The sequence below is a fragment of the Pandoraea sp. NPDC090278 genome (assembly GCF_044772185.1).
Taxonomy (GTDB): domain Bacteria; phylum Pseudomonadota; class Gammaproteobacteria; order Burkholderiales; family Burkholderiaceae; genus Pandoraea.
Genome location: NZ_JBIVYJ010000002.1, coordinates 356,206 through 377,293, shown reverse-complemented (window position 1 = coordinate 377,293; position 21,088 = coordinate 356,206). Strand labels below are relative to the sequence as shown.

The 21,088-nt window shown below is 59.6% G+C and carries 20 protein-coding genes and 1 pseudogene; 17 read left to right on the top strand and 4 right to left on the bottom strand.

The window, feature by feature from the left end; genetic code table 11:
- The first annotated feature begins 62 nt into the window (after nt 1–62).
- Nucleotides 63–896: a GyrI-like domain-containing protein gene (locus tag ACIQWO_RS10040; RefSeq protein WP_402822700.1), complete on the top strand. Its 834-nt coding sequence runs from the start codon at nt 63–65 to the stop codon at nt 894–896.
- 18 nt (nt 897–914) lie between these two features.
- Here ACIQWO_RS10040 and ACIQWO_RS10035 read toward each other — a convergent pair whose 3' ends face one another.
- On the bottom strand, nt 915–1,718 hold the full coding sequence (locus ACIQWO_RS10035; RefSeq protein WP_402822697.1) for a class I SAM-dependent methyltransferase: 804 nt from the start codon (nt 1,716–1,718) through the stop codon (nt 915–917).
- A gap of 209 nt (nt 1,719–1,927) precedes the next feature.
- Entirely contained in the window at nt 1,928–3,271 is a 1,344-nt protein-coding gene (gdhA, locus tag ACIQWO_RS10030) for an NADP-specific glutamate dehydrogenase (RefSeq protein ID WP_402822694.1), read from the bottom strand.
- Nucleotides 3,272–3,522: 251 nt separating this feature from the next.
- Here gdhA and fmdA point away from each other — a divergent pair, with 251 nt between their 5' ends.
- From fmdA to ACIQWO_RS09985, 9 genes and pseudogenes are all read left to right on the top strand, one after another.
- On the top strand, nt 3,523–4,761 hold the full coding sequence (gene fmdA, locus ACIQWO_RS10025; RefSeq protein ID WP_402822691.1) for a formamidase: 1,239 nt from the start codon (nt 3,523–3,525) through the stop codon (nt 4,759–4,761).
- Nucleotides 4,762–4,786: 25 nt separating this feature from the next.
- Entirely contained in the window at nt 4,787–5,125 is a 339-nt protein-coding gene (locus ACIQWO_RS10020) for an FmdB family zinc ribbon protein (protein WP_402822688.1), read from the top strand.
- A 313-nt stretch (nt 5,126–5,438) separates the two neighbouring features.
- The gene (locus tag ACIQWO_RS10015) at nt 5,439–6,764 is read left to right on the top strand and encodes a CitMHS family transporter (RefSeq protein ID WP_402822685.1); all 1,326 of its coding nucleotides are present in this window, start codon (nt 5,439–5,441) and stop codon (nt 6,762–6,764) included.
- 201 nt (nt 6,765–6,965) lie between these two features.
- Nucleotides 6,966–8,042, top strand: coding sequence for a porin (locus ACIQWO_RS10010; RefSeq protein WP_402822682.1), 1,077 nt, complete (start codon nt 6,966–6,968; stop codon nt 8,040–8,042).
- Between the two features lie 59 nt (nt 8,043–8,101).
- Nucleotides 8,102–9,385, top strand: a complete 1,284-nt coding sequence (locus ACIQWO_RS10005) for an MFS transporter (RefSeq protein ID WP_402822680.1) — start codon at nt 8,102–8,104, stop codon at nt 9,383–9,385.
- A gap of 176 nt (nt 9,386–9,561) precedes the next feature.
- Nucleotides 9,562–10,353 (top strand): 2-keto-4-pentenoate hydratase, encoded by a 792-nt coding sequence (locus ACIQWO_RS10000; RefSeq protein ID WP_402822677.1) that lies wholly within the window; start codon nt 9,562–9,564, stop codon nt 10,351–10,353.
- A 40-nt stretch (nt 10,354–10,393) separates the two neighbouring features.
- On the top strand, nt 10,394–11,164 hold the full coding sequence (locus ACIQWO_RS09995) for an alpha/beta fold hydrolase (protein ID WP_402822674.1): 771 nt from the start codon (nt 10,394–10,396) through the stop codon (nt 11,162–11,164).
- Nucleotides 11,165–11,268: 104 nt separating this feature from the next.
- Nucleotides 11,269–11,472: pseudogene (locus tag ACIQWO_RS09990) on the top strand (GntR family transcriptional regulator); the annotation flags it as partial.
- A gap of 48 nt (nt 11,473–11,520) precedes the next feature.
- Nucleotides 11,521–11,955, top strand: coding sequence for an FCD domain-containing protein (locus ACIQWO_RS09985; protein ID WP_402823901.1), 435 nt, complete (start codon nt 11,521–11,523; stop codon nt 11,953–11,955).
- 4 nt (nt 11,956–11,959) lie between these two features.
- Here the strand turns inward: ACIQWO_RS09985 and ACIQWO_RS09980 are convergent, their stop codons facing one another.
- Nucleotides 11,960–12,760, bottom strand: a complete 801-nt coding sequence (locus ACIQWO_RS09980; protein WP_402822671.1) for a GntR family transcriptional regulator — start codon at nt 12,758–12,760, stop codon at nt 11,960–11,962.
- Nucleotides 12,761–12,904: 144 nt separating this feature from the next.
- Here ACIQWO_RS09980 and ACIQWO_RS09975 point away from each other — a divergent pair, with 144 nt between their 5' ends.
- Genes ACIQWO_RS09975 through ACIQWO_RS09955 form a run of 5 tightly spaced genes read left to right on the top strand, consistent with a single transcriptional unit; the run spans nt 12,905 to nt 17,956 of the window.
- Complete coding sequence (locus ACIQWO_RS09975) at nt 12,905–14,065, top strand: Rieske 2Fe-2S domain-containing protein (protein ID WP_402822668.1); 1,161 nt, start codon at nt 12,905–12,907, stop codon at nt 14,063–14,065.
- A gap of 29 nt (nt 14,066–14,094) precedes the next feature.
- Nucleotides 14,095–15,336: an NAD(P)/FAD-dependent oxidoreductase gene (locus tag ACIQWO_RS09970; RefSeq protein ID WP_402822665.1), complete on the top strand. Its 1,242-nt coding sequence runs from the start codon at nt 14,095–14,097 to the stop codon at nt 15,334–15,336.
- Between the two features lie 8 nt (nt 15,337–15,344).
- Entirely contained in the window at nt 15,345–16,286 is a 942-nt protein-coding gene (locus ACIQWO_RS09965; RefSeq protein ID WP_402822662.1) for a 2-hydroxyacid dehydrogenase, read from the top strand.
- Between the two features lie 18 nt (nt 16,287–16,304).
- On the top strand, nt 16,305–16,622 hold the full coding sequence (locus ACIQWO_RS09960) for a non-heme iron oxygenase ferredoxin subunit (RefSeq protein WP_402822659.1): 318 nt from the start codon (nt 16,305–16,307) through the stop codon (nt 16,620–16,622).
- 56 nt (nt 16,623–16,678) lie between these two features.
- Nucleotides 16,679–17,956 carry a Rieske 2Fe-2S domain-containing protein gene (locus ACIQWO_RS09955; protein ID WP_402822656.1) on the top strand — a complete coding sequence of 426 codons (1,278 nt, stop codon included), beginning with the start codon at nt 16,679–16,681 and terminating at the stop codon, nt 17,954–17,956.
- Here the strand turns inward: ACIQWO_RS09955 and ACIQWO_RS09950 are convergent.
- Nucleotides 17,920–18,909, bottom strand: a complete 990-nt coding sequence (locus ACIQWO_RS09950; protein WP_402822653.1) for a LysR substrate-binding domain-containing protein — start codon at nt 18,907–18,909, stop codon at nt 17,920–17,922. The genes ACIQWO_RS09955 and ACIQWO_RS09950 overlap by 37 nt on opposite strands.
- 316 nt (nt 18,910–19,225) lie before the next feature.
- Between ACIQWO_RS09950 and ACIQWO_RS09945 the strand changes: the two genes are divergently transcribed.
- Both ACIQWO_RS09945 and ACIQWO_RS09940 read left to right on the top strand, forming a co-directional pair.
- Nucleotides 19,226–20,161 carry a hypothetical protein gene (locus tag ACIQWO_RS09945; RefSeq protein ID WP_402822650.1) on the top strand — a complete coding sequence of 312 codons (936 nt, stop codon included), beginning with the start codon at nt 19,226–19,228 and terminating at the stop codon, nt 20,159–20,161.
- Nucleotides 20,162–20,256: 95 nt separating this feature from the next.
- Nucleotides 20,257–21,081 carry an aspartate dehydrogenase gene (locus tag ACIQWO_RS09940; RefSeq protein ID WP_402822647.1) on the top strand — a complete coding sequence of 275 codons (825 nt, stop codon included), beginning with the start codon at nt 20,257–20,259 and terminating at the stop codon, nt 21,079–21,081.
- Nucleotides 21,082–21,088: the final 7 nt, after the last annotated feature.

Genomic DNA, 21,088 nt, shown 5'->3' with positions numbered 1-21,088 from the left:
AACGATCAAATGGTCCTCGCAGCATTCCCCTATAGTCACGCCGACACGTTCTCGGAAATGCCATGCATCCGGTTGCCAAAGCACTCTGGTTTATCGAAGTCCGGTTGGGTGACGCGCTAACGCTCGATCACATCGCCGACGCAAGCGAGATGACGCGCTTCTCGCTCTCACGTCTGTTCTCCGTCACGACCGGATGGTCGGTGATGCGTTACGTGCGAGCCCGTCGTCTGACGCGCGCGGCCTACGCGCTGGCCGACGGTGCGCCGGAGATTCTCGGTGTGGCGCTCGATGCCGGTTATGGCTCTCACGAGGCGTTCACACGCGCGTTCTCCGACGCTTTCGGCATCACGCCCGAGCAGTTGCGCGCGCGTCGTCACCTTGATGGTTTGAGACTCGTGGAGCCCCTTCGCATGAAAGAAATTGAGTTCGTCACCCTTGCCCCGCCGCGCTTTGAGACACCTGCGCCCATCTTGATTGCGGGCATGAGCGACCGGTTTACATTCGCCACCAACGAGGGCATTCCTGCGCTTTGGCAGACCTTCGGCCCTCATATCGGCCACGTGCCGGATCAAGTGAGCGATGTGACGTACGGCGTGTGCTGCAACCCCGATGGCGACGGCGGATTCGAATACATCGCCGGGGTGGAAGTGACGCGGCGCGATCGCTTGCCCGCGTCGTTCCGTTGTGTGGAGATTCCGTCGGTACGCTTCGCTGTGTTCGAACACAAGGGGCACATCTCAACGATTCACAAGACCGTCTACACGATCTGGCATCAGTGGCTGCCGCAGTCGGGACTGCAAGCCGCCGACGCGCCCGACTTCGAGCGCTACAGTGCCGATTTCGACCCTGTCGCCGGCACGGGAACGTTGGAGATCTGGATACCGGTGCAGGGGTGATGTGCTGACGAATCGACGTCAGAGCTTCACGGCGTAGGTCGCGACGAATGTCGGCATGAACCGGTCGATGACGAAACGCGGATTCGGCTGCTCGTCTTCCAGAAAGCCCTTCAGCACGAATCCCGCTTCGAGTTGCCCGGCGATCTGCTCGCTGAGGCTGTGGCCGAAGACGAGCGCGTCGCCAGCGGATTGTTTTGCGGCGAGTTCGTCGGGCGTCAAATCGCGGACGTCCGAATACGGCACTTTGAAGCGCGGGCGAATGATGCCTTGTTTCGCGTCCTCGGGATTGCGGTCGGCGACGAACACTACCGGATTAAAGAAGCTGCTGAGCAATCGACCGCCCGAGCGAAGCACGCGGAAACATTCACGCCAGACGGGTTGAATATCCGGGACGTATTGATTCGATATCGGGTGGAAGACGACGTCGAATGACGTGTCCTCAAACATCGAAAGGTCGCGCATGTCGCCTTGCAGCGTCGTGAGCGTCAGGCCGTCGCGTTGCGCGACCATGTCGTCCTGAGCGAGCTGCGCGCAGGAGACGTCCAGCACGGTGACGTCCGCGCCCGCAGCGCTAAGCACCGGCGCTTGCTGACCACCGCCAGATGCGAGGCACAGCACGCGAAGACCGCGAACGTCGTCCGGCAACCAACCGGCAGGTAGCGGCGACGGCGTGAGATGCACGCGCCAGTCGCCCTTGCGCGCGGCTGCGATAACGTCGGCACTCACGGGGCGCGACCATTCGCTTTGCTTCGCCGACTGGCGATCCCAGGCGGCGCGGTTGTGCTCTAAAACGTCGGGAAATTGAGGGTTTGATTCGGGCATGGTGTTCTCATCAAGACAAAAAGCAATGCGCTCGCGTGACAGGCAGCGAGAGGACGTGATGCAAATACGCATCCGGCATTACTTGTTCATTTTGATGGACTCCGGCCGAAAGGAAGGGATGTCGCGTATGTTACGCCATCTCTTCCACAAATGAAAAAGCGCTGCCATTTACGACAGCGCTTTTTGGTGATGCGATAGGACCGTCCCGATCAGATCACGCCTTGTGCCAGCATGGCGTCGGCGACCTTCACGAAGCCAGCGACGTTGGCACCGTTGACGTAGCTCACCGAGCCATCCGCACGACGGCCGTGATGCAGGCAGACTTCGTGGATGCTTCGCATGATGTCGTGCAGTCGCGCATCGACTTCCTCGCGCGGCCACGAGATGCGCATGGCGTTCTGACTCATCTCAAGCCCTGACGTCGCGACACCACCGGCATTGCTGGCCTTGCCCGGCGCGTACAGAATCCCCTTGCTCTCGAAGCGCTTCGCCGCTTCGTTCGTCGACGGCATGTTGGCACCTTCCGCGACGCAGATCACACCGTTTCGGATGAGCGTTTCGGCATCGTCGGCGTTGAGTTCGTTCTGCGTGGCACAAGGCAGCGCGACATCGACCGGGATATGCCACGGGCGCTCGCCCGCGAGGAACTTGCTGCCGGTGCGTTTAGCGTAGTCGCTCACACGTCCGTAGTGATGGTTCTTCACGTCCATCAGCTCAGCGAGCTTTTCGCTGGTAAAACCGTCTTCGTCCACGACGGTGCCACTCGAATCCGACACGGTGACAACCTTCGCGCCGAGCGCCATCGCTTTCTCCACGGCGTACTGCGCGACGTTGCCCGAGCCGGAGACGCTCACGCGCAAGCCCTCGAAGCTGCGGCCCGTCTGCTTGAGCATTTCTTCAGCGAAGTACACGGTGCCGTAGCCCGTCGCTTCGGGACGAATCAGCGAGCCACCGAAGGACAACCCCTTGCCGGTGAAGACGCAATCGGCGCGGTTCGAAAGCTTCTTCATCATGCCCGCCATGAAGCCGACTTCGCGACCACCGACGCCGATGTCGCCCGCAGGCACGTCGGTATCGCTGCCGACATGACGGAAGAGTTCGGTGACGAACGCCTGGCAAAAGCGCATGACTTCGCCGGGGCTTTTGCCCTTCGGATCGAAGTCGGAGCCACCTTTACCGCCGCCCATCGGCAGCGTGGTGAGGGCGTTCTTGAAAGTCTGCTCGAAGGCGAGGAATTTCAGGATCGAGAGATTGACGGACGGATGGAACCGCAAGCCGCCCTTGTACGGACCGATGGCGGAGCTGTGCTGAATGCGATAGCCACGATTGACCTGCACGTCGCCATGATCGTCGACCCACGAGACGCGGAACATGACGGTGCGCTCCGGCTCGACCAGACGGTCCAGCAGACCGTGCTCGGCGTATTTGAGATGTTGCGATATGAACGGCCAAAGGCTTTCCATCACCTCCGTGACAGCTTGCAGGAATTCCGGTTGGCCGGGGTTGCGCTCGGCGGTGGAGCGCAGAAAATCGTCAAGTGATTGATATTTCATCTCGGATGCCCATCAATGGTGCTTATTCTTTTGAAGAGAAAGTATTTTGCACCAATTAGGATCGCGATATGATCAAAAAACAAAAAAATCAGTAGAAATACGGTGGTTTGTGCTGTGATTCGATGTAGTGCAAAGTAATTGTGCTGTTGATGTCCGAAGTTCTCGAATACCTCTCTGTGTGAATCCGACGCCATCAGGCGTCTGTTTGATCGCTGGTGTCCCCCACTGGCCCATTACCAGGAGCGAGCGCAATGGCAGAAACTCTCATCAAGGTCGACCTGAACCAATCCGCCTACGAAAACGAACAAGTCCACAACCGTTGGCATCCGGACATCCCCATGGCCTGCTGGGTCAAACCCGGCGACGACTTCATTCTCGAAACCTACGACTGGACCGGCGGCTTCATCAAGAACAACGACAGCGCGGACGACGTTCGCGACATCGACCTCTCCATCGTCCACTTCTTGTCGGGCCCCATCGGGGTAAAGGGCGCAGAGCCGGGCGACTTGCTCGTTGTGGATCTGTTGGACATCGGCGCGAAAGCGGACAGTCAGTGGGGATTCAACGGCTTCTTCTCGAAGACAAACGGTGGCGGATTTCTGACGGATCACTATCCGCACGCACAGAAATCGATTTGGGATTTTCATGGGATGTTTACGAGTTCACGCCACATTCCCGGGGTGAATTTCGCAGGGTTGATTCATCCGGGATTGATCGGTTGTTTGCCGGATCCGAAGTTGCTTGAGACGTGGAATGCGCGTGAGACAGGCTTGATCGCGAAGGAACCGCAGCGGGTGCCACCGCTCGCGAACCCGCCGTTTGCGGCGACCGCGCATATGGGGAAATTGTCGGGTGCGGCGAAGGAGAAAGCGGCGGCATCCGGCGCGCGGACAGTACCGCCGCGCGAGCATGGCGGCAACTGCGACATCAAAGACTTGTCACGTGGCTCGAAGATTTTCTTCCCGGTGTATGTGGATGGGGCCGGGCTTTCAGTGGGGGATCTTCACTTCAGCCAAGGCGATGGCGAGATCACGTTCTGCGGCGCGATTGAAATGGCTGGCTGGGTGCACATGCGCGTGAACGTCATCAAGGGCGGAATGGAGAAGTACGCCATTCGTAATCCGGTGTTCCAACCGAGTCCGATCACGCCGACGTATAACGACTATCTGATCTTTGAAGGCATCTCTGTCGATGAAAAGGGCGGCCAGCACTATCTGGACGTCACGGTCGCTTATCGCCAGGCGTGTCTAAACGCCATCGAGTATCTGAAGAAGTTCGGCTACTCGGGTGCGCAAGCGTATTCGATTCTCGGATGCGCGCCGGTGCAAGGGCATATCAGTGGTGTGGTCGATATTCCGAATGCCTGCGCGACGCTCTGGCTGCCGACGCAAATCTTCGACTTCGATATACGCCCGAATGCCGATGGACCGGTGAAACATGTGAAGGGTGGCGTCGATATGCCGTGTTCGCCAGATTTGGCGAAGTCCTGATGCGTCGAACGTGACGGAGATAGCAATGCCGATATACGACTTCGAATGTGCGGACTGCGGGACGTTCGCCGTGATGCGCCGGATTGCAGATCGCGATGCCCCGTGTCATTGCCCTGAGTGCGGAGGGGAGGGATCGAGAGTGATAACAGCACCGGCGCTGGCGTTGATGGGGAATGCAAGCCGTTCCGCACATGCGACGAATGAACGCGCGTCGAATGCGCCGAGGCAGTCCGGGGATGCGTCGACGCTGAGACATCGGGCGGGATGTAGCTGCTGCGCGGGAGGGAAGGTTGCTCTCGCAGGGACAGCGGCATCAGAGGGGCTTAGGCGTCCGGCAGGCAGGCCGTGGATGATCAGTCATTAGCGCTTTGGGCTTTGTGTTCGCATGACAGGTGATAGCCCCTCGGGTCGCAAGATCCGAGGGGCTTTTTGTTTGAATCACAATCTGCTGCCCCTCGCTTCGGAAAATAGCCCCACCCCGTCGATGCACCGACATTTGGGATTAATCCCGGAAATCGCCGTAGCTTCAGACGATAGACTGCTGAACGTCCGACATCTTCCCGCCTAACGCCTGTCAGGGTTCCGACACGGCGCCTCACGCGTCGCGATCCGATGCAAACAACGGCTCACGTCCTGACGCCGCTCCGCATTCACACCGTTCATAACAGGAGACAGATTTGCTTACAGCAGTCGGTGTCGCAATCATCGTTGTCGTCGTTGGGTTGTTACTCACACGCAGAAGTAATCCCATCGTCGGCCTTACCTTGGTGCCTCTGATCGGTGCCGTACTTGCCGGATTCAACGTCGATCAGATCGGTGCTTTCTTCAGTTCGGGCTTGCTGAAGGTCATGCCGGTAGCGGCGATGTTCATGTTCGCCATTGTCTTCTTCGGCGTCATGCAGGATGCGGGGCTGTTTCGTCCACTCTTGCGCGCAATGTTGGTGGCGACGCGCGGCAACGTGATCGCCGTCACAGTCGGGACGGCGTTGCTCGGCATGGTCGCACATCTCGACGGCGCGGGCGCGACGACGTTCCTTCTCACGATTCCGGCGCTGCTACCGCTATATCGGCGATTGAACATGAGTCCGTACCTGATGCTCATGCTGCTCGCACTTGGCGCGGGAATTTTCAACATGACGCCGTGGGCGGGCCCGCTCGGTCGGGCCGCGGTCGTATCCGGTATCGAGGCGACCGAGCTTTGGCGCCCATTGATCGCGATTCAAGGGATCGGCGCGGTGTTGCTGGTGATGCTGGCGGTGCTGCTTGGCGTCAGGGAGGCAAAGCGAGCACGTGCGTTAAACACCCTTGGTGTGTCTTTGTCGGGGGCGAGCGATGAGACGTGCCCGGTCGATGACGTTGGTGTGAGCAAAGGGTCAGGGCATCGAAGACTGATGTGGCTCAACGGTGCGATCTTCGTCATGGTATTGGTGGGACTCGTCACAGGCGCGCTACCGTCAACTTACGTCTTCATGATCGGTCTCGCCGTGGCGCTCTCGATCAATTTTCCGAACGCGCGCGACCAGATTGAGCGCATCAAGATGCATGCTCCTAACGCGCTGGTGATGAGTTCGATCATCATGGCTGCCGGTGCCTTTCTGGGCATTATGGACGGTAGCGGCATGCTCAAATCGATGGCCGGCGATCTGACGCGAGTCCTGCCAACCGCGCTGACGCCACATCTGCACCTTGTGCTGGGATTCTTCGGTGCGCCGATGGAGTTGGTGTTGAGCACGGATGCGTATTACTTCGGCTTGTTGCCCGTCGTTCAGGAAGTGGTATCGAACTTCGGTGTGTCACCCTCGGCCACCCTTTATGCGATGACGATCGGCAACATCGTCGGCACCTTCATCAGCCCATTCTCTCCCGCCCTGTGGCTAGCCCTCGGGTTGGCAAATCTCGAGATGGGTCGGCACATCCGCTATTCCCTTCTTACCGTCTGGGGATTCTCTGTCGTACTACTCGCCTGTGCCGTGGCGCTTGGAAGGATTCCGATTTCGATGTGAGCACCGTCAGTTCCCATCCCGGGCGGATTTCCGTCCGACGTTTCCATCCACACGGTCGGTGCCCAAGCGCACTCGACGCGTGCATGAGTTTGCGTAGGGTATGCGTGTCGTTTTTTTCGATTGTCGGGAAAAAAATGGCTGCCTACCTTCCCACCACCGGTCGACGAACCGGGAGCGCACGCACAAGGATTGGAGACCCGGATGAGAAGAAATGCGGTATGCCTCGTTGCATTGTTCCTAATGTCGACGCAAGCAATGGCGCAGTCGAACGTCACGCTGTACGGCGCGATCGACGAAGCTATGGTTTACGCGAACAACGCTGGCGGCGGCAGCGTCGTGCAGATGCTGGACAGCTTTCACTGGAACACCGTATTCGGCATTCGGGGAACCGAGGACCTCGGCGGCGGATTGAAGGCCGTGTTCGATCTCGCCAGTTACTTCAACCTCTCGAACGGCAAGCAGTTCAGGGCGGACACCTTCTTTAGCCGCAGCGCCTGGGTCGGGCTGTCCAAGGAGCAATACGGCACGCTGACGTTCGGCCACCACAACGACTTTTCGGTACTGCTGCTCACCAATTCGCCCGGCTTCAATGCCACGTTTTCCCAAACGCCCGCAAATGCGGACCACATGGCGGGCGGCTACCTGAACAACGCGATCTCCTATCGCTCGCCGACGGTGGCAGGATTCACCTTCTCCGGCCTGTATGCAATGCCCGGGGGTGCATCCGACACCTATAACCGCGGTCGGGGTCTGAGCTTCGCTGTCTCTTACGCGGACGAGCGGCTGCGCGGCGCCATCGCGGCAACCAAGATCAACGGCGTGAACTTTACGCCGACGCTCGCTGGCATGAAGTCATTCCTCGGGCAGACCGTCACTCCCTACCGATCCTTCGCCGTCGATTCGCAGAACATCTACGGCGCTGGCGCTTCGTACAAGATCTTCGACAAGTGGACGGTCGGGATGAGCTTCACGGACGTGGCATTTGCGGGCTTCGGGAAATACGAGTCGATTCGAAGCGCGACGGTTGACGTGATCTACGACATCGAACCGGATCTCAAATTGACGCTGGGATACGGGCGTGACGCACTGGGTTCTGGACGACTTTCCAACTACAGCCTGTTTCTCGACAAGTTTCTGTCGAAGCGCACAGACATCTATGTGGGCGTAAGTCTGGCGACCGCTTCCGGCCCCACCCAGTCTGCCGTGCTGTTCCCACTCACGCCATCGACGACGAATCACCAATTTGCCGTGGCGACCGGCATTCGCACCTTCTTCTAGTCGATCCGCTGTCGGGTCAGGAAGGGAATTCGTCGACTGTTTTCGAAATTTGGAGGGGCATGATGGAAAATGAATTGGCACCCGCTGCCATTAGCGGGGCGAACGACAAAGTCAGGATGAACGACGCGTGGCTAATGGTCCTGCTGTCAACGATTGGCGTTGGGGTGTGTAGCACGTCGACGATTCTGATGACCGCAGGCGTGTTCATCAAAGCGTTAGGGGCGGCCTTCCAATGGGACCGAGCGCAGACATCTATCTCGCTCTCGATCTGCGCGCTGAGTCTCGCTGTCGCAACGCCGGTCGTGGGGTCGCTGATCGATCGCTTTCGCATCCGGCCAGTGCTCGTGACTTCGCTACTTCTGTACGGTGCGACGGTGGTGGCGTTGCCATCGATGATCACATCGTGGGGACTGGCAGGTTACTACGCGGGCTTTCTCATGATCGGCATTCTGAGCGCTGGCTCGAACACCATCGTATATCTGCGCCTGATCTCTGCATGGTTCGACCGGTCGCGCGGACTGGCCATCGGCATCAGCATGGCCGGGGTTGCGCTCGGTGGCGCCATTGCCGCCCCGTTGGCTGCGACGGTCGTTCAGCGTTTTGGATGGGCCGCCGGTTACTACGCGCTGGGTGCGATTCCCATCATCGTGGGCGTGCCGTTGGGCTTGTTGTTTCTCCGTGAAGCACCGACGCAGCCCGCCGGGACGTCTCCTGTTGCCGGGCAATCCAACCTGAACGGTGCCAGCCTCTCTCAGGCACTTGCCGGTCGTGCCTTCTGGCTGGTGGGTGCCTCGGCGTTTCTGATGGCCGTCGCGATTAACGGCGCGCAAGCGCATCTGGTGCCGATGCTGCTTGATCGCGGTGTCTCACTCGCCTCCGCTGCGCTGGCGACAACCGTTCTGGCGGTGGCCGCGCTCATTGGCCGAGTCGCTGCGGGCTACTTGTTCGACCGGGTGTTCGCCCCGCGGGCAGCGATAGCCATCTTCGCGCTGTCATGCGTGGGATGCGCAGGTCTGCTCGCCACGAACACGCCGATGTCCGTATATGTGTGTGCCGCATTGCTTGGGTTTGGCGCGGGCGCAGAATCGGACTTGCTGGGATATCTCATCAGCCGCTATTTCGGGCTCGCTCACTTCGGCAAAATCTTTGGTTGGGTGTTTGCCTCGTTCATGACGGGTTCCGCCGTCGGTCCGGTTCTGTTTGGCATGGGGTTTGACGCCTCCGGAAACTACGTTGCGCCCCTCTATGGCGCTTGCATTGCGCTCGTGGTCGTCTGCGCACTCTGTGCGTTGCTGCCGCGCTTCGAATCGACAGTGAAAGCCTCATCGGAAGGCATCAGGTAACGGGATCTAACGCGCGATTGCTTATGTACGCATGACTGCACGTGCGGCAAACGCGTCGAAAAAAGCGTGCATGGAAGTTTGACACTTTGCATACAGTGCACAAAACTACTTGCATCTATTGCTGCGCCTTTATCGGTCGATAAGATCGGTAGATCGCATTGCATTCCGGAGGCTGGATGAACGAAGTTGAGCTTGAGGCGCGCATCGCGTCGGCATTGCGCGCCGCCTATAAGGACGGTCCGATTGCCCCGTTTGCCTCTTATGTGGCGGGCAATGTCGATGCCGCTTATCGCATTCAGGACCGCAATACCCACCACGCGCTGGAGATCGAGGGGCGGCGCATCACGGGACGGAAGATTGGTCTGACATCGATGGTTGTCCAGAAGCAGCTTGGCGTCGATCAGCCCGACTACGGCGTTCTCTTCGACGACATGGCCATCGAAGATGCTGGCGTCGTCAGCATGGCAGGTCTGCTGCAACCAAAGATCGAGGCAGAGATCGCGTTTGGATTCTCCTCCGACCTCGATGACCCGGGACTCGATCTCGTGGAACTCGCCAGCCGCATCGAATGGGTTGCGCCAGCGCTGGAGATCGTCGATAGCCGCATCGAAGCGTGGAAGATCGGCATCGTCGAAACGATCGCCGACAACGCCTCGTCGGGGCGCTATGTCATCGGTCGGAAAATACCTTTCACTGCCGCTGTCGAGTTAGTCGATTGCCAGATGCGCATGTGCGAGAACGAAAGAGAGGTCTCCGTCGGCAGCGGTGCAGCCTGTCTGGGAAACCCGCTGTCGGCAACGCTCTGGCTGGCAAAGAAGTTGATCGAAGTCGGTCGCCCCGTGCGCGCCGGAGAGCTGGTGCTAAGTGGCGCGCTCGGACCGATGGTCAACGTGCAAAGCGGTGCGGCGTATTGCGCCTCGATCGATGGCCTGGGCGACGTGTCGGTCCGATTCAGCTCGCGCACCTAGTTCGGCCACCGGGGCCTGGCTTGTAAATTTGGAGATTGGTTTGCCATATTTGAATCATCACGATAGCTGGCTGTATTACGAAGTTCACGGCAATGGTCCGCCCGTTGTTCTGCTGCACGGTGTCGGGGGAAACCACGCCAGTTGGTTCCATCAGGTGGCGGCGTGGAGATCGGAATTCACCGTGATTCTGATCGATGCGAGAGGCTTCGGTAAATCGACGGACGCAGAAGTCGCGGGACGTGGCGAATTCACCAACGACCTGGTTGCCGTTCTGGACGAACTCGATCTGCAACGTATCGCCTTCGTTGCGCAATCCATGGGAGCCGGAACCGCTATCGACTTTACCTGCCGCTTTCCGGAGCGTGTGTCGTCTCTTTTGATCGTCGACTCGCTGGTCGGCATCCAATTGCCAGAGCCCATCGCCTCGCAGATGAGCGAAGTGCAGCGAGCCGCAAGCGGCTTGTCGCAGGCAGAACGGGTGTTAGGCAAGTCGCATTTGTCGAAATCACCCGCCATGACTGAGTTGTATCTGCAGATCGCGGGCTTCAACACGTACACGGTGAAGACGCTAGGCGGAGTTCAGACGTCGTACTCGCCGCAGCAGATCGTCGCGTCCGGCGCGCGTATCGGATTTGTGGTGGGCGACGAAGATGTTCTGTTTCCTGCAAACATCGTGTCGGACGTCTGCGAGTATTTTCCGCAGGCTGAGCTGATCACGTTGCAGGGTGCCGGGCATTCCGCTTACTTCGAGGTGCCCGATGCGTTCAATGCCCGCGTCGGGGCGTGGCTGCACAAGGAAGCGTTGCAGTAGAAAAGAGCGTCTGCGGGGTTGATCTTCGTCTGACCTGCCGGGGGGCGGTGTTCAGCACCGAAGGTCAATCTCGCGACGCGCCTGAGCGGAGTCGATAGCCGGTGATGAGGCCGACAGTGACGATAGCAAGTGGACCACTGCCGGACGCCCGGCAGCGCTTACGTGACCGGATATACGACGCGATTCGCGATCTGGTGGAACGGGGAAAACTCCAACCCGGTCAACGTCTAACCGAAACACACCTTGCGGCGAGGTTCGGTGTCTCTCGGACACCCGTTCGGGAAGCGCTCTTCCAGTTGGCCCGTGAAGGCCTCCTAGAACCGCTTGAGCGGGGCTACGGTCTTCGCGAGATGCCGATGTCGGGCGTTCTGGCGCGCCTGGACGTCAAGCACTTACTCGACCCGGTCATGACCGTCTACGTTGTCGAGACAGCGTCTCCTGTGCAGATCGAGCAGCTTTGCCAATTGGCACGGGACGCCATGACGGCGCTGGGTTCCGACGCGTCCCCGTTCGCACTGGCCAGCAGCCTCCATCGACTACAGAAGGATCTTGCCACCGCGTGTTCGAACCCAGTTCTCGCGCGCTGCTGTGTAGCAGCGGAAGACGATTTCCTTGCCGCGCGACCTTTGCTGTTGCGCGGGGAAAAAGGCCGATCGATCACGGCGGACTATCTCGAGGGGCTAATGACGAGCTTACGTGCGCGCTGTGCCGAAACGGCGGCGTCCAGCGCGCGAAACTACATCGCCCGACTCGTGGATTGGTGTCGGGAATCCGGCACCTTCCCCGGTTGAGCGCTCAGGCAGCCGCCTTTGCCCTTTTGCGTCGAGCCGGGCGTTCCGCTGCCTCGGCGTGCGTCTCTATCAGCATCTCGACATATTCCTTCGCGGCGCGGCCAGCACCTTTGACGTCGCGCGCGCAGATCGCCTCCAGCAGCAGCCCATCGCGATGCACGGAAATGGCCCGGTTCGCTGCGTCCTTGTAGTGCTCGTTGCGAACCAGCAAGAACTGGTCTTCGAGCACCGCGCATACCCGCGTGAGCGCCGTGTTATGGCTCATTTCGAGCAGCGTTGTGCGGAACTGGTGCGCCGCCGCGACAAACGGCGTGAACTTCGACGTCTCGGCCGCCTTTTTCATCTTTTCGTAGGCTTGCGTCAGCGTATCGATCTGTTCGTCGGAACCGTATCGGGCCGCGTGCTCTGCCAGCGGCGGGTCGAGCAGTAACCGGACTTCCATGCGCTGCAGAAAGTCACGCGGCGTATCGGTCATGAGCGAATAGCCACGATCCGTGCGCACGACCAGCCCCTCGCGCGCCAACTGAAACAGCGCCTCGCGCACCGGTGTCCGAGAGACGCCGTAGCGCTCGGCCAGCTCCACTTCGACAAGTCGTGAACCCGCCGGGAAAGTCCCCTCGTACAGATCCTCTCGCAGCAGCTGGTAAATCTGATCGCGGAGTCGATCTCGTTGTACGACTTTTCGGGTAGTGCCCATGGCGCTTTCGGAGAGGTTATTTAAGAGGGATTCTACGACGAAATAGCGCGAAAGAACGGTTCCTTCCGCGTGCAAAAGCGCCTTTCGCCACGCATTCGGTCCGCTCATGTATGAGGCGTCGATAAATCGTTTGTTGCCCAAAAACGGCAGCACTACGATGCCAGGTACGTCGAGAAACGAACGCAGATTGCGACGATCCGTCGTAATTCATTGCATACAGTACACATAGAACATACCCCGGAGACACACACCATGAGTGAACAGGCCCATTTTGTAGACGACAGCTTGCTGGATAAGGTGCCGCGTTGGCGCAACTACCTGGCGGCCAAGCTGGGGTTCCGCAACCACTGGTATCCGGTGAAGCTGTCCCGCGATGTCCTTGAAGGCAAGGTCACTCAGGCCAAGGTGTGTGGAGAAGAGATTCTGTTGAAGCGGGTCGACGGCGAAGTCAAAGCAATTCGCGACCGCTGTGTGCACCGTGGCGTCAAGTTCTCGGAGAAGATCGAGTGCTATACCACCGACACGATCACCTGCTGGTACCACGGGTTCACCTACAAGTGGGACGACGGCAGGCTCTGCGACATTCTTGCGTCGCCGGACAGCAAAGCCATCGGTCGACGCCACGTCAAGAGCTACCCGGTTCAGGAAGCCAAGGGGCTGGTGTTCGTTTTCGTCGGCGACGAGGGATTCGAGACGCCGTCGCTTGCCGAGGACGTGCCGCCCACGTTCCTCGACGACGACCTCGAACTGCACTGCGCGATCTACGAAGTGGAGTCGAACTGGCGCGTCGGATGCGAAAACGGATTCGACGGTCTGCACGTCTATATCCATCGCGCGTCCGAACTCGTCCCCGACACCAAGCGTTCGCTGCCGATCGGACACCTTGCGAAGTCCGGGGAAGTCGAAGTGCATGAAGCGCAAGGCATGCCGAAGGGTGTCTACGACGCGTTCGCCAACCACACCAGCATCTGGGAAGGGAAGGTGGATGGTGAGGTGGTTGTCGCCGGTACGAAACGCGTATCGGATAAGCCCACACGTACGACGGCCGCCTCGCTGTGGATGCCTTGCGGACTGCGCGTCGACGATTTCCCCGATCAGGACATCACCCAGTTCGAGTTCTACGTCCCGGTGACGGAGTCGAGCCATCTCTACGTGATGCTGGTCGGAAAACGTGTCGCGACGGCGCAGGAGAGCGCTGACTTCAACCACGAGTTCTGGAATCGCTGGAAGCCGATCGGTTTCGAGAACTTCAATGCGCAGGATGTTCAGGCCCGTCTTGCCCTGCAGAAGTTCTACAAACGGGACTCGGCCTGGCTCGACGAAATGCTGATCGAAGGCGACTTCCCCATCATCAAGTGGCGAGAGCTGTGCCACCGCCATGCGCGTGGCATTCAAAAGCCGGAGCATCTGTGAGCGCCGTGCGCCACAGCGAGAGATCCGTCATGAAGCAGACACAGTGTAACGAGCCGCTGGTGATCGTCGGTGCGGGCATTGCGGCGGTTTATGCCGCAGAGAGCGCGAGAAAAGCCGGGTTCGACGGACGCATCGTCATTTGCGGCGACGAACCCGAATCCCCTTACGACCGACCTCCGTTATCCAAAAAAGTGTTGCAGGACGCAGACGAGTCGGCGCGCATTTCATTGCGAGACAACGCCTTCTACGATGCACACAACATCGATCTGCGTCTCGGACACGCCGCGCAACACATCGACCGTCATGCCCGAACGGTGACGTTTGCCGACGGCGCGAAGCTCGCCTACGGCACGCTCGTGCTGGCCACCGGCTCATCGCTGCGCACCTTGCCGCTGCTCGCGCCGACCATGAAGAGCGTGTTTTACCTTCGGCAGATCTCGGACGCGATAGCGTTGCGCGACACCCTGGCGCGCGCACACAAGCTCGCCGTCGTCGGCGCAGGCGTCATCGGTCTTGAGGTGGCATCGGTCGCCAACGGCATGGGGATCGACGTGACGGTGCTCGAAGCCGGTAGTCGCCCCATGGCGCGCGCGACGTGTGCCGAGGTTTGCGAGTTCGTCGTCGGTGAACACACGCGACGCGGCGTCGACATTCGCACCGGTATCACGATTCAGGACGTCATCGACAGGCCTCTGGGCTACCGTCTCGCGCTTTCGGACGGCGGCTATCTGGAGGCCGATGCGGTAGTCGTCGGTATCGGTGTCGTCCCGAACATCGCGCTTGCGCAGGCGGCCGGACTTGAGGTTTGCGACGCTGGCATTTGTGTCGACGGGCAGGGCAGAACGTCCGACGAACATATCTATGCGGCGGGCGAGGTGGCGTTTCATTACAACGCCCGGTCCGGTCGCGCGGAGCGGCAGGAGAACTGGCACCACGCAGTTGCCCACGGCGAGCATGTGGGTCGTGCGATGGTGTGCGGTGCGCCGGACTATGACGAGATCAGCGGGTATTGGTCCGATCAGTACGACTTCAGCTTGCAGTCCTTCGGGAATCCGATTGGCGAGCGCAACGTTGTGCGCGGCGATCCGACGACGGGTTCGTTTTCCGTCTTTCATATGCAGGACGACGTCGTGGCCGGTGTCAGTTCGGTGAATGCCCCAAGGGAAATGCGCGTGGGCAAAGCGCTCGTTCGCGCTTCGGCTCGCGTGCCCGTTGCCGTCTTACGGGATACCGCCGTCGATCTGGCCAAGTGGCCGTCTGCCACACAGTGAGGACAGCGATGAGGATCCTGTTTTCAATGGCGGGCAAAGACCCCAAGCCGTGGCTCTCCGCTCTTCGACAGGCGTTGCCCGATGCAGACATACGTGAGTGGGCAGTCGGCGACGTCGGGCAGGCCGACTATGCGCTCGTATGGAAGCCGTCACCAGAAGTCTTGCGACATCGAGCGGGACTCAAGGCGATCTTCAATATGGGCGCGGGTGCCGATTGGATTCTGGCGCTGCTGGCGAACCATCCCGAACTGGCGCGCGACGACATCCCCATCTATCGAATCGAAGACGCTGGCATGGCGTCGCAGATGGTCGAGTATGCGACGTACGCCGCGCTTCGGCACTTTCGACGCTTCGATAGCTACGAGCGCCAGCAACGCGACGAGGTCTGGGAGCCACTCGAGCTTCCCGTCGCTCGCGATTTCAAGGTCGGTGTGCTCGGTCTGGGCAGTCTTGGTGCGGCGGTTGCGCGTCACCTTGCGTTGTTCGGCTTCGACGTTCGGGGCTACAGCAGGTCACCGAAGTCGATGGAGGGTGTGGCGTGTTTCAGCGGTCGCGAGCACTTGTCGTCGTTTCTGGATGGCGTGTCGGTGCTGATCAATCTGCTTCCCAATACGCCACAGACGAACGGCATTCTGAACGCAGACACGTTCTCAAAGCTTGCCCGAGGCGCGCATGTCGTGAATCTCGCGCGTGGCGATCATCTGGTGGACGACGACCTGCTCGACGCGATTGAGCAGGGGCAGATTTCGGGCGCGTCGCTTGATGTGTTCACACATGAGCCGCTACCGAAAGACCACCCGTTTTGGGGGGATCGAAGAATCAGTATCACCCCGCATATTTCGGCGCTCACGCGAATGGAACAGAGCGTCGAGCAGGTCGCGCAGAAGATCTACGAGGTTGAGCTTGGTAAGGTGCCCACCGGCAGGGTGGACGTGTTGTACGGATATTGAACGGAACGGGTAAGGCTAATGGAAAAGAAAGTTTTCTTGTGTCGCAAGTCGGATGTGCCGGGCGAAAGCGTCATTCAGGTCTGTCCGAAAGAAGTGGATGACGGACTCGCCGTGTATCAGGTCGACGGGAAGTTCTACGTGACGGAAGACCTCTGCACACACGGCATGGTCGCGCTGTCGGGCGGCGACCTTCAGGGCACCACCATCTATTGTCCGCTTCACGGCGGCGCCTTCGACATTTGCTCGGGCGCTGCCGTGGAAAAACCGTGCACGACGCCGCTCAAGACTTACCGCGTGGTGGTGGAGGGCGACGAGATATTTGGCTTGATCGACTGACGCTCGATCCGAAGGTCGCGTCAGGCAGCGTCGGTTCAATTTAGGAGGGGATACGCATGTTCAGCAAAGAAGATAACGAGAGACTGTGTCGCGTGGGGCCCGCCACGCCGATGGGAAAGACATTCAGGAACATGTGGATGCCGTTCCTGATGCCGGAGGAACTACCGGGACCGGATTGCCCGCCCATTCGTGTTCGTCTGCTGGGTGAGGATCTGATTGCATTCCGCGACACCAACGGCAAGATCGGTTTGCTCGACCGCTATTGCCCGCATCGTCGCGTCGATCTGTTCTTCGGGCGCAACGAGGAATGTGGTCTGCGTTGCGTGTATCACGGGTGGAAGTTCGACGTATCGGGCGCGGTCGTCGACATGCCTGCCGAGCCGGAAAACACGCGCATGAAAACCGACACGCGGATCAAAAGCTATCCGGTGATCGAATGGGGTGGCGTGATCTGGGCGTATATGGGGGATCCGGCGCAGATGCCCGACCGTCCGCCTGAGCTTGAATGGGGTCTTGTGCCACCCGAGTTCCGCTTCATCACGAAGCGTCTGCAACGTACGAACTATGCGCAGGGTGTGGAGGGCGGGATCGATTCCAGTCACGTCGGGATCTTGCACAGTCATCTCGACGCAGAACATCCCGAGTTGCCGTTTCGTCAGCGACAGATCTCGCCCAATCTGTCGATCCCCTACCTCGCGTCGGATACGGCACCGAAGTTCTTTGTTCGTCCCACCGATTACGGCATGGCGATCGGTGCGCGTCGGAATGCCACTGACTCGTCATACTACTGGCGCGTCACGCAGTTTCTTGCGCCGTTCTACACGATGATCGCCCCCATCAAGGAGGGCCGTGCGTACATGGGGCATGCATGGACGCCCATCGACGACGACAACTGCTGGGTATTCACGATGACGTGGAACAGCGATCGCCCGCTGAGCCAGGAAGAATTGGATCACGGGGCCGTCCACTCGGAGGTCATGGACGACGGCTCATATCGCCCGCTGATCTGCGCCGACACCGACTACGGCATCGACCGGTTACGCCAGCGATTGCACAGCTCGACGGGCATCGAAGGGATCGGCATGCAGGACACTGCCGTCCAGGAGAGCATGGGGCCAATCGTCGACCGCTCGCTTGAGAACCTGGGTTCGGGAGACGCCGCCATCGTGGGTTTCCGCAAGGCGCTGCTCAAGCTGGCGACGCAGTTGGAGACGACCGGTGTGCTCGACGTCGCACATCGTCCCGAATGGTATCGAGTTCGCTCGACGGCCGCGATTCTCGATCACGGCGTCGATTTTCAGGCGGGCACGTCGGCAGCGACAACCGTCGTCTGATTCATCGCGTCGCCCAGGCGACTGGCTTCGTCAATCAGCCAGTCGCACAACTGACGAATCGCTTCATCTTCCTGTGCTCCTTCGCGGGTCAGCAAATGGTAGGCCCCTGCACTCGGGACTTCCACGGGCAGGGGCACGACCAGCTCGTCACGCCACTCATAATTCTCAAGCACCACCTTGGGCACAAGCGCCACGCCTTTGCTGTCTCGCACGGCCTGAAGGGTGATGAAGAAATGCCCGAAGTCGAGCGGGGTGTCGTCGTCGGGCACTCTCAAGCCATGTAAAGCGAGCCAGTCGGGCCACGCGTGTCGGCGGCTCGCCGTGTTGATCAGGCGGTACTGCAAAAGATCCGAAGGCTGATCGATCGGTCCCACCGCGTCGAGCAGATGCCGCGACACGACGGGCACCAGGATGTCCGCGAACAGCGGCTCCACGTACACCTTCTTCCAGTTCTCCGTCATATCGAGATCGATACGAGGCGCGCGCCGATCATATCGCTGCCCCGGCACCTTACCCACGCGTATCGCGACATCGACCTTCTCGCCATGCAGGTTGACCGGATCGATGGACGAGATCAGTCGCACTTCGATATCCCGATGGCTCTCGGTGAACTGCGCAAGCCTCGGCATCAACCAGCAAGTCGCGAGCGTCGGCAAGACATCCAGTGTCACGACACGGTGGGTATCGCGAATGGTGCGGCGCGTTGCGGCCGAAATAATGTCGAGCGCCTGCTGAATCGATCGGAAGTACTCCAGCCCCGCTGGCGTCATCTCAATTTTCCGCGTGAGCCGGACGAACAGCTTCTGTCCAAGGAAACTCTCTAGCAAGCGGATTTGTCGCGAGATGGCACCCTGGGTCAGATGCAACTCCTCCCCGGCTTTAGTGAAGGACAGATGTCGCGTCGATGCTTCGAAAGCGCGAAGGGCCAGCAAGGGGGGGAGACGATAGCTCATTTTGTACCACCTGATTCGTTATGCCTGAAGGACACCGTCGACGTATGTCACTTCATGTAACGCATTACTTAATACACATTCCCGGCGCAGAAAAAATCGTTTGTTGAGGGCTTTGTGTACTCCTACCATCGGAACTCCTATTCGATGGGTCACGCGTATTTCGGCATGTCAGTGCGGACACTGGCGACGGACTTGTCCATTCCACAGCCGATTACGGATTCGAATGTATACAGTACTCAATGGATTCGATACTAGAGAAAACGCTATGGCAAAAATTGTGATGGGCATCGGTTCTTCGCATAGTCCGACCCTTTTGATGAAGCCGTCTGCATGGCTGGCGCGCGCGGCAACCGACGATCAGAACTTCTTTGTGCTGCATGACCACACCGGCGCACGCGTGAGCTATAGCGAGCTTCTGGAGAAGGCCGACCCTGCGATCCTCGACGAGATTACGCCCGCCAAACTCGAACAACGGCACGCGCAGAATCAGGCGGCAGTCGCCCAACTTGCGAAGACGCTGAATGACGTCAACCCTGACATCGTTGTCATCATTGGAGACGACCACAAGGAAGTCTTCCATGACGACAACATGCCTGCGTTGTCGGTGTATTGGGGCGAGACGATCCCCTATCGACCGACGGGCATCATGAAGTGGAAGTACGACCCCGATCTGGATCAGGAACTGTGGTATCCGCAAGCACCGGCGGACTATCCGGTGGCCTCGCAATACGCCGAGCGAATGATCAAGGGCATGATGAACGATGGCTTCGACGTCGCTCAGTCGAAGTACTTCAAAGACCAGCAGGCGATGAGCCATTCCTTCGGCTACGTCTACTACAAGCTGATGACCGGCCGCGCGTTCCCGTCGATTCCCGTCAGTATCAATACCTACTACCCGCCGAACAACGTATCGCCGCTTCGTGCGTATCAGATCGGACAGTCGATCCGTCGTCAGATCGAGTCCTGGCCGGAGGATCTCCGCGTTGTCGTGATGTCCACGGGCGGCTTGAGTCACTTCGTCGTCGATGAGGCATTTGACCGGCGTTTCCTCGACAAGCTGGCGGGTGGCGGCCCAGACGTGCACGCCGAACTGCCGCTTGAAAAGTTGCAGTCCGGCAATTCCGAGTTCCGCTGCTGGTCAGCGTTGGCGGGGGCTGTCGACGGCATGAAGATGGATCTGATCGATTACATCCCGTGCTACCGGAGTCCTGCGGGGACGGGATGTGCGATGGCGTTTGCAACGTGGTCGTGAGCATCGCGATTTGAGGCGTGGGTGCCGAATGTAATCCGGCACCCGCCTCGTGAGACTTCGATCAGTGATCAGTGGGCAGATTCGGACGGATAACCATGCAAGCAAGTCAAAACGAAAAGAAGAAGCGAGTCGGCATCGCGGTGCTCGGCACGGTCGGGAAATCGATTGCGAAGGCACTCGATGAAGGGATCCCTGGCATTGAACTGGTAGCAGTCGCGGCGCGCAATGTCGACGTTGCGAAAGAGTGGGCGGCCTCGTTGCACAGTCGTCCTGTCGTTGCCAGCTTTGAAGAGATGGCGCAGATGTGCGACATCGTGATCGAGTGCGCACCGGCGCATCTCTTACCCGAGATCGCGACACCGGCACTGAGGCTCGGCAAGCAAGTCGTCGTGCTGAGCTGTGGCGCGCTTCTCGACAACGAGACGCTCATCGATATTGCGCGCGAACACGGCGGGCAGATTGTCGTCCCGACGGGCGCTTTGCTCGGGCTGGATGCGGTCACGGCCGCCGCCGAAGGTCGGATCACATCGGTGAACATGGTCACGCGCAAGCCGGTCAAGGGATTGCTCGGCGCACCGTTTCTCGAATCGCAGGGCATCGTCATCGACACGATTGAAGAGAAGACGCGGGTCTTTTCCGGTACGGCACGGGAAGCGGCCAAAGGCTTTCCTGCCAATTTGAACGTGGTCGTTGCGCTCTCGCTTGCGGGCATCGGACCGGATCGGACGAGGCTCGAAATCTGGGCCGATCCGACCATCACCCGAAACATGCACACCATCACGGTGGAGTCGGACGCGGCCATGTTGTCGATGTCGATTGAGAACATTCCGACCGACAACCCCAAGACGGGACGCATCACGGCGCAGAGCGTTCTGGCGCTGCTGCGCAAGATGACCTCGCCGATGCGTGTCGGCACGTGAGGGACGC

Coding starts and splice junctions, on each gene's coding strand:
- ACIQWO_RS10040 (WP_402822700.1), top strand. CDS start 63: ATGCATCCGGTTGCCAAAGCACTCTGGTTTATCGAAGTCCGGTTGGGT.
- ACIQWO_RS10035 (WP_402822697.1), bottom strand. CDS start 1,718: ATGCCCGAATCAAACCCTCAATTTCCCGACGTTTTAGAGCACAACCGC.
- gdhA (WP_402822694.1), bottom strand. CDS start 3,271: ATGAAATATCAATCACTTGACGATTTTCTGCGCTCCACCGCCGAGCGC.
- fmdA (WP_402822691.1), top strand. CDS start 3,523: ATGGCAGAAACTCTCATCAAGGTCGACCTGAACCAATCCGCCTACGAA.
- ACIQWO_RS10020 (WP_402822688.1), top strand. CDS start 4,787: ATGCCGATATACGACTTCGAATGTGCGGACTGCGGGACGTTCGCCGTG.
- ACIQWO_RS10010 (WP_402822682.1), top strand. CDS start 6,966: ATGAGAAGAAATGCGGTATGCCTCGTTGCATTGTTCCTAATGTCGACG.
- ACIQWO_RS10005 (WP_402822680.1), top strand. CDS start 8,102: ATGATGGAAAATGAATTGGCACCCGCTGCCATTAGCGGGGCGAACGAC.
- ACIQWO_RS10000 (WP_402822677.1), top strand. CDS start 9,562: ATGAACGAAGTTGAGCTTGAGGCGCGCATCGCGTCGGCATTGCGCGCC.
- ACIQWO_RS09985 (WP_402823901.1), top strand. CDS start 11,521: ATGTCGGGCGTTCTGGCGCGCCTGGACGTCAAGCACTTACTCGACCCG.
- ACIQWO_RS09980 (WP_402822671.1), bottom strand. CDS start 12,760: ATGAGCGGACCGAATGCGTGGCGAAAGGCGCTTTTGCACGCGGAAGGA.
- ACIQWO_RS09975 (WP_402822668.1), top strand. CDS start 12,905: ATGAGTGAACAGGCCCATTTTGTAGACGACAGCTTGCTGGATAAGGTG.
- ACIQWO_RS09970 (WP_402822665.1), top strand. CDS start 14,095: ATGAAGCAGACACAGTGTAACGAGCCGCTGGTGATCGTCGGTGCGGGC.
- ACIQWO_RS09965 (WP_402822662.1), top strand. CDS start 15,345: ATGAGGATCCTGTTTTCAATGGCGGGCAAAGACCCCAAGCCGTGGCTC.
- ACIQWO_RS09960 (WP_402822659.1), top strand. CDS start 16,305: ATGGAAAAGAAAGTTTTCTTGTGTCGCAAGTCGGATGTGCCGGGCGAA.
- ACIQWO_RS09955 (WP_402822656.1), top strand. CDS start 16,679: ATGTTCAGCAAAGAAGATAACGAGAGACTGTGTCGCGTGGGGCCCGCC.
- ACIQWO_RS09950 (WP_402822653.1), bottom strand. CDS start 18,909: ATGAGCTATCGTCTCCCCCCCTTGCTGGCCCTTCGCGCTTTCGAAGCA.
- ACIQWO_RS09945 (WP_402822650.1), top strand. CDS start 19,226: ATGAAGCCGTCTGCATGGCTGGCGCGCGCGGCAACCGACGATCAGAAC.
- ACIQWO_RS09940 (WP_402822647.1), top strand. CDS start 20,257: ATGCAAGCAAGTCAAAACGAAAAGAAGAAGCGAGTCGGCATCGCGGTG.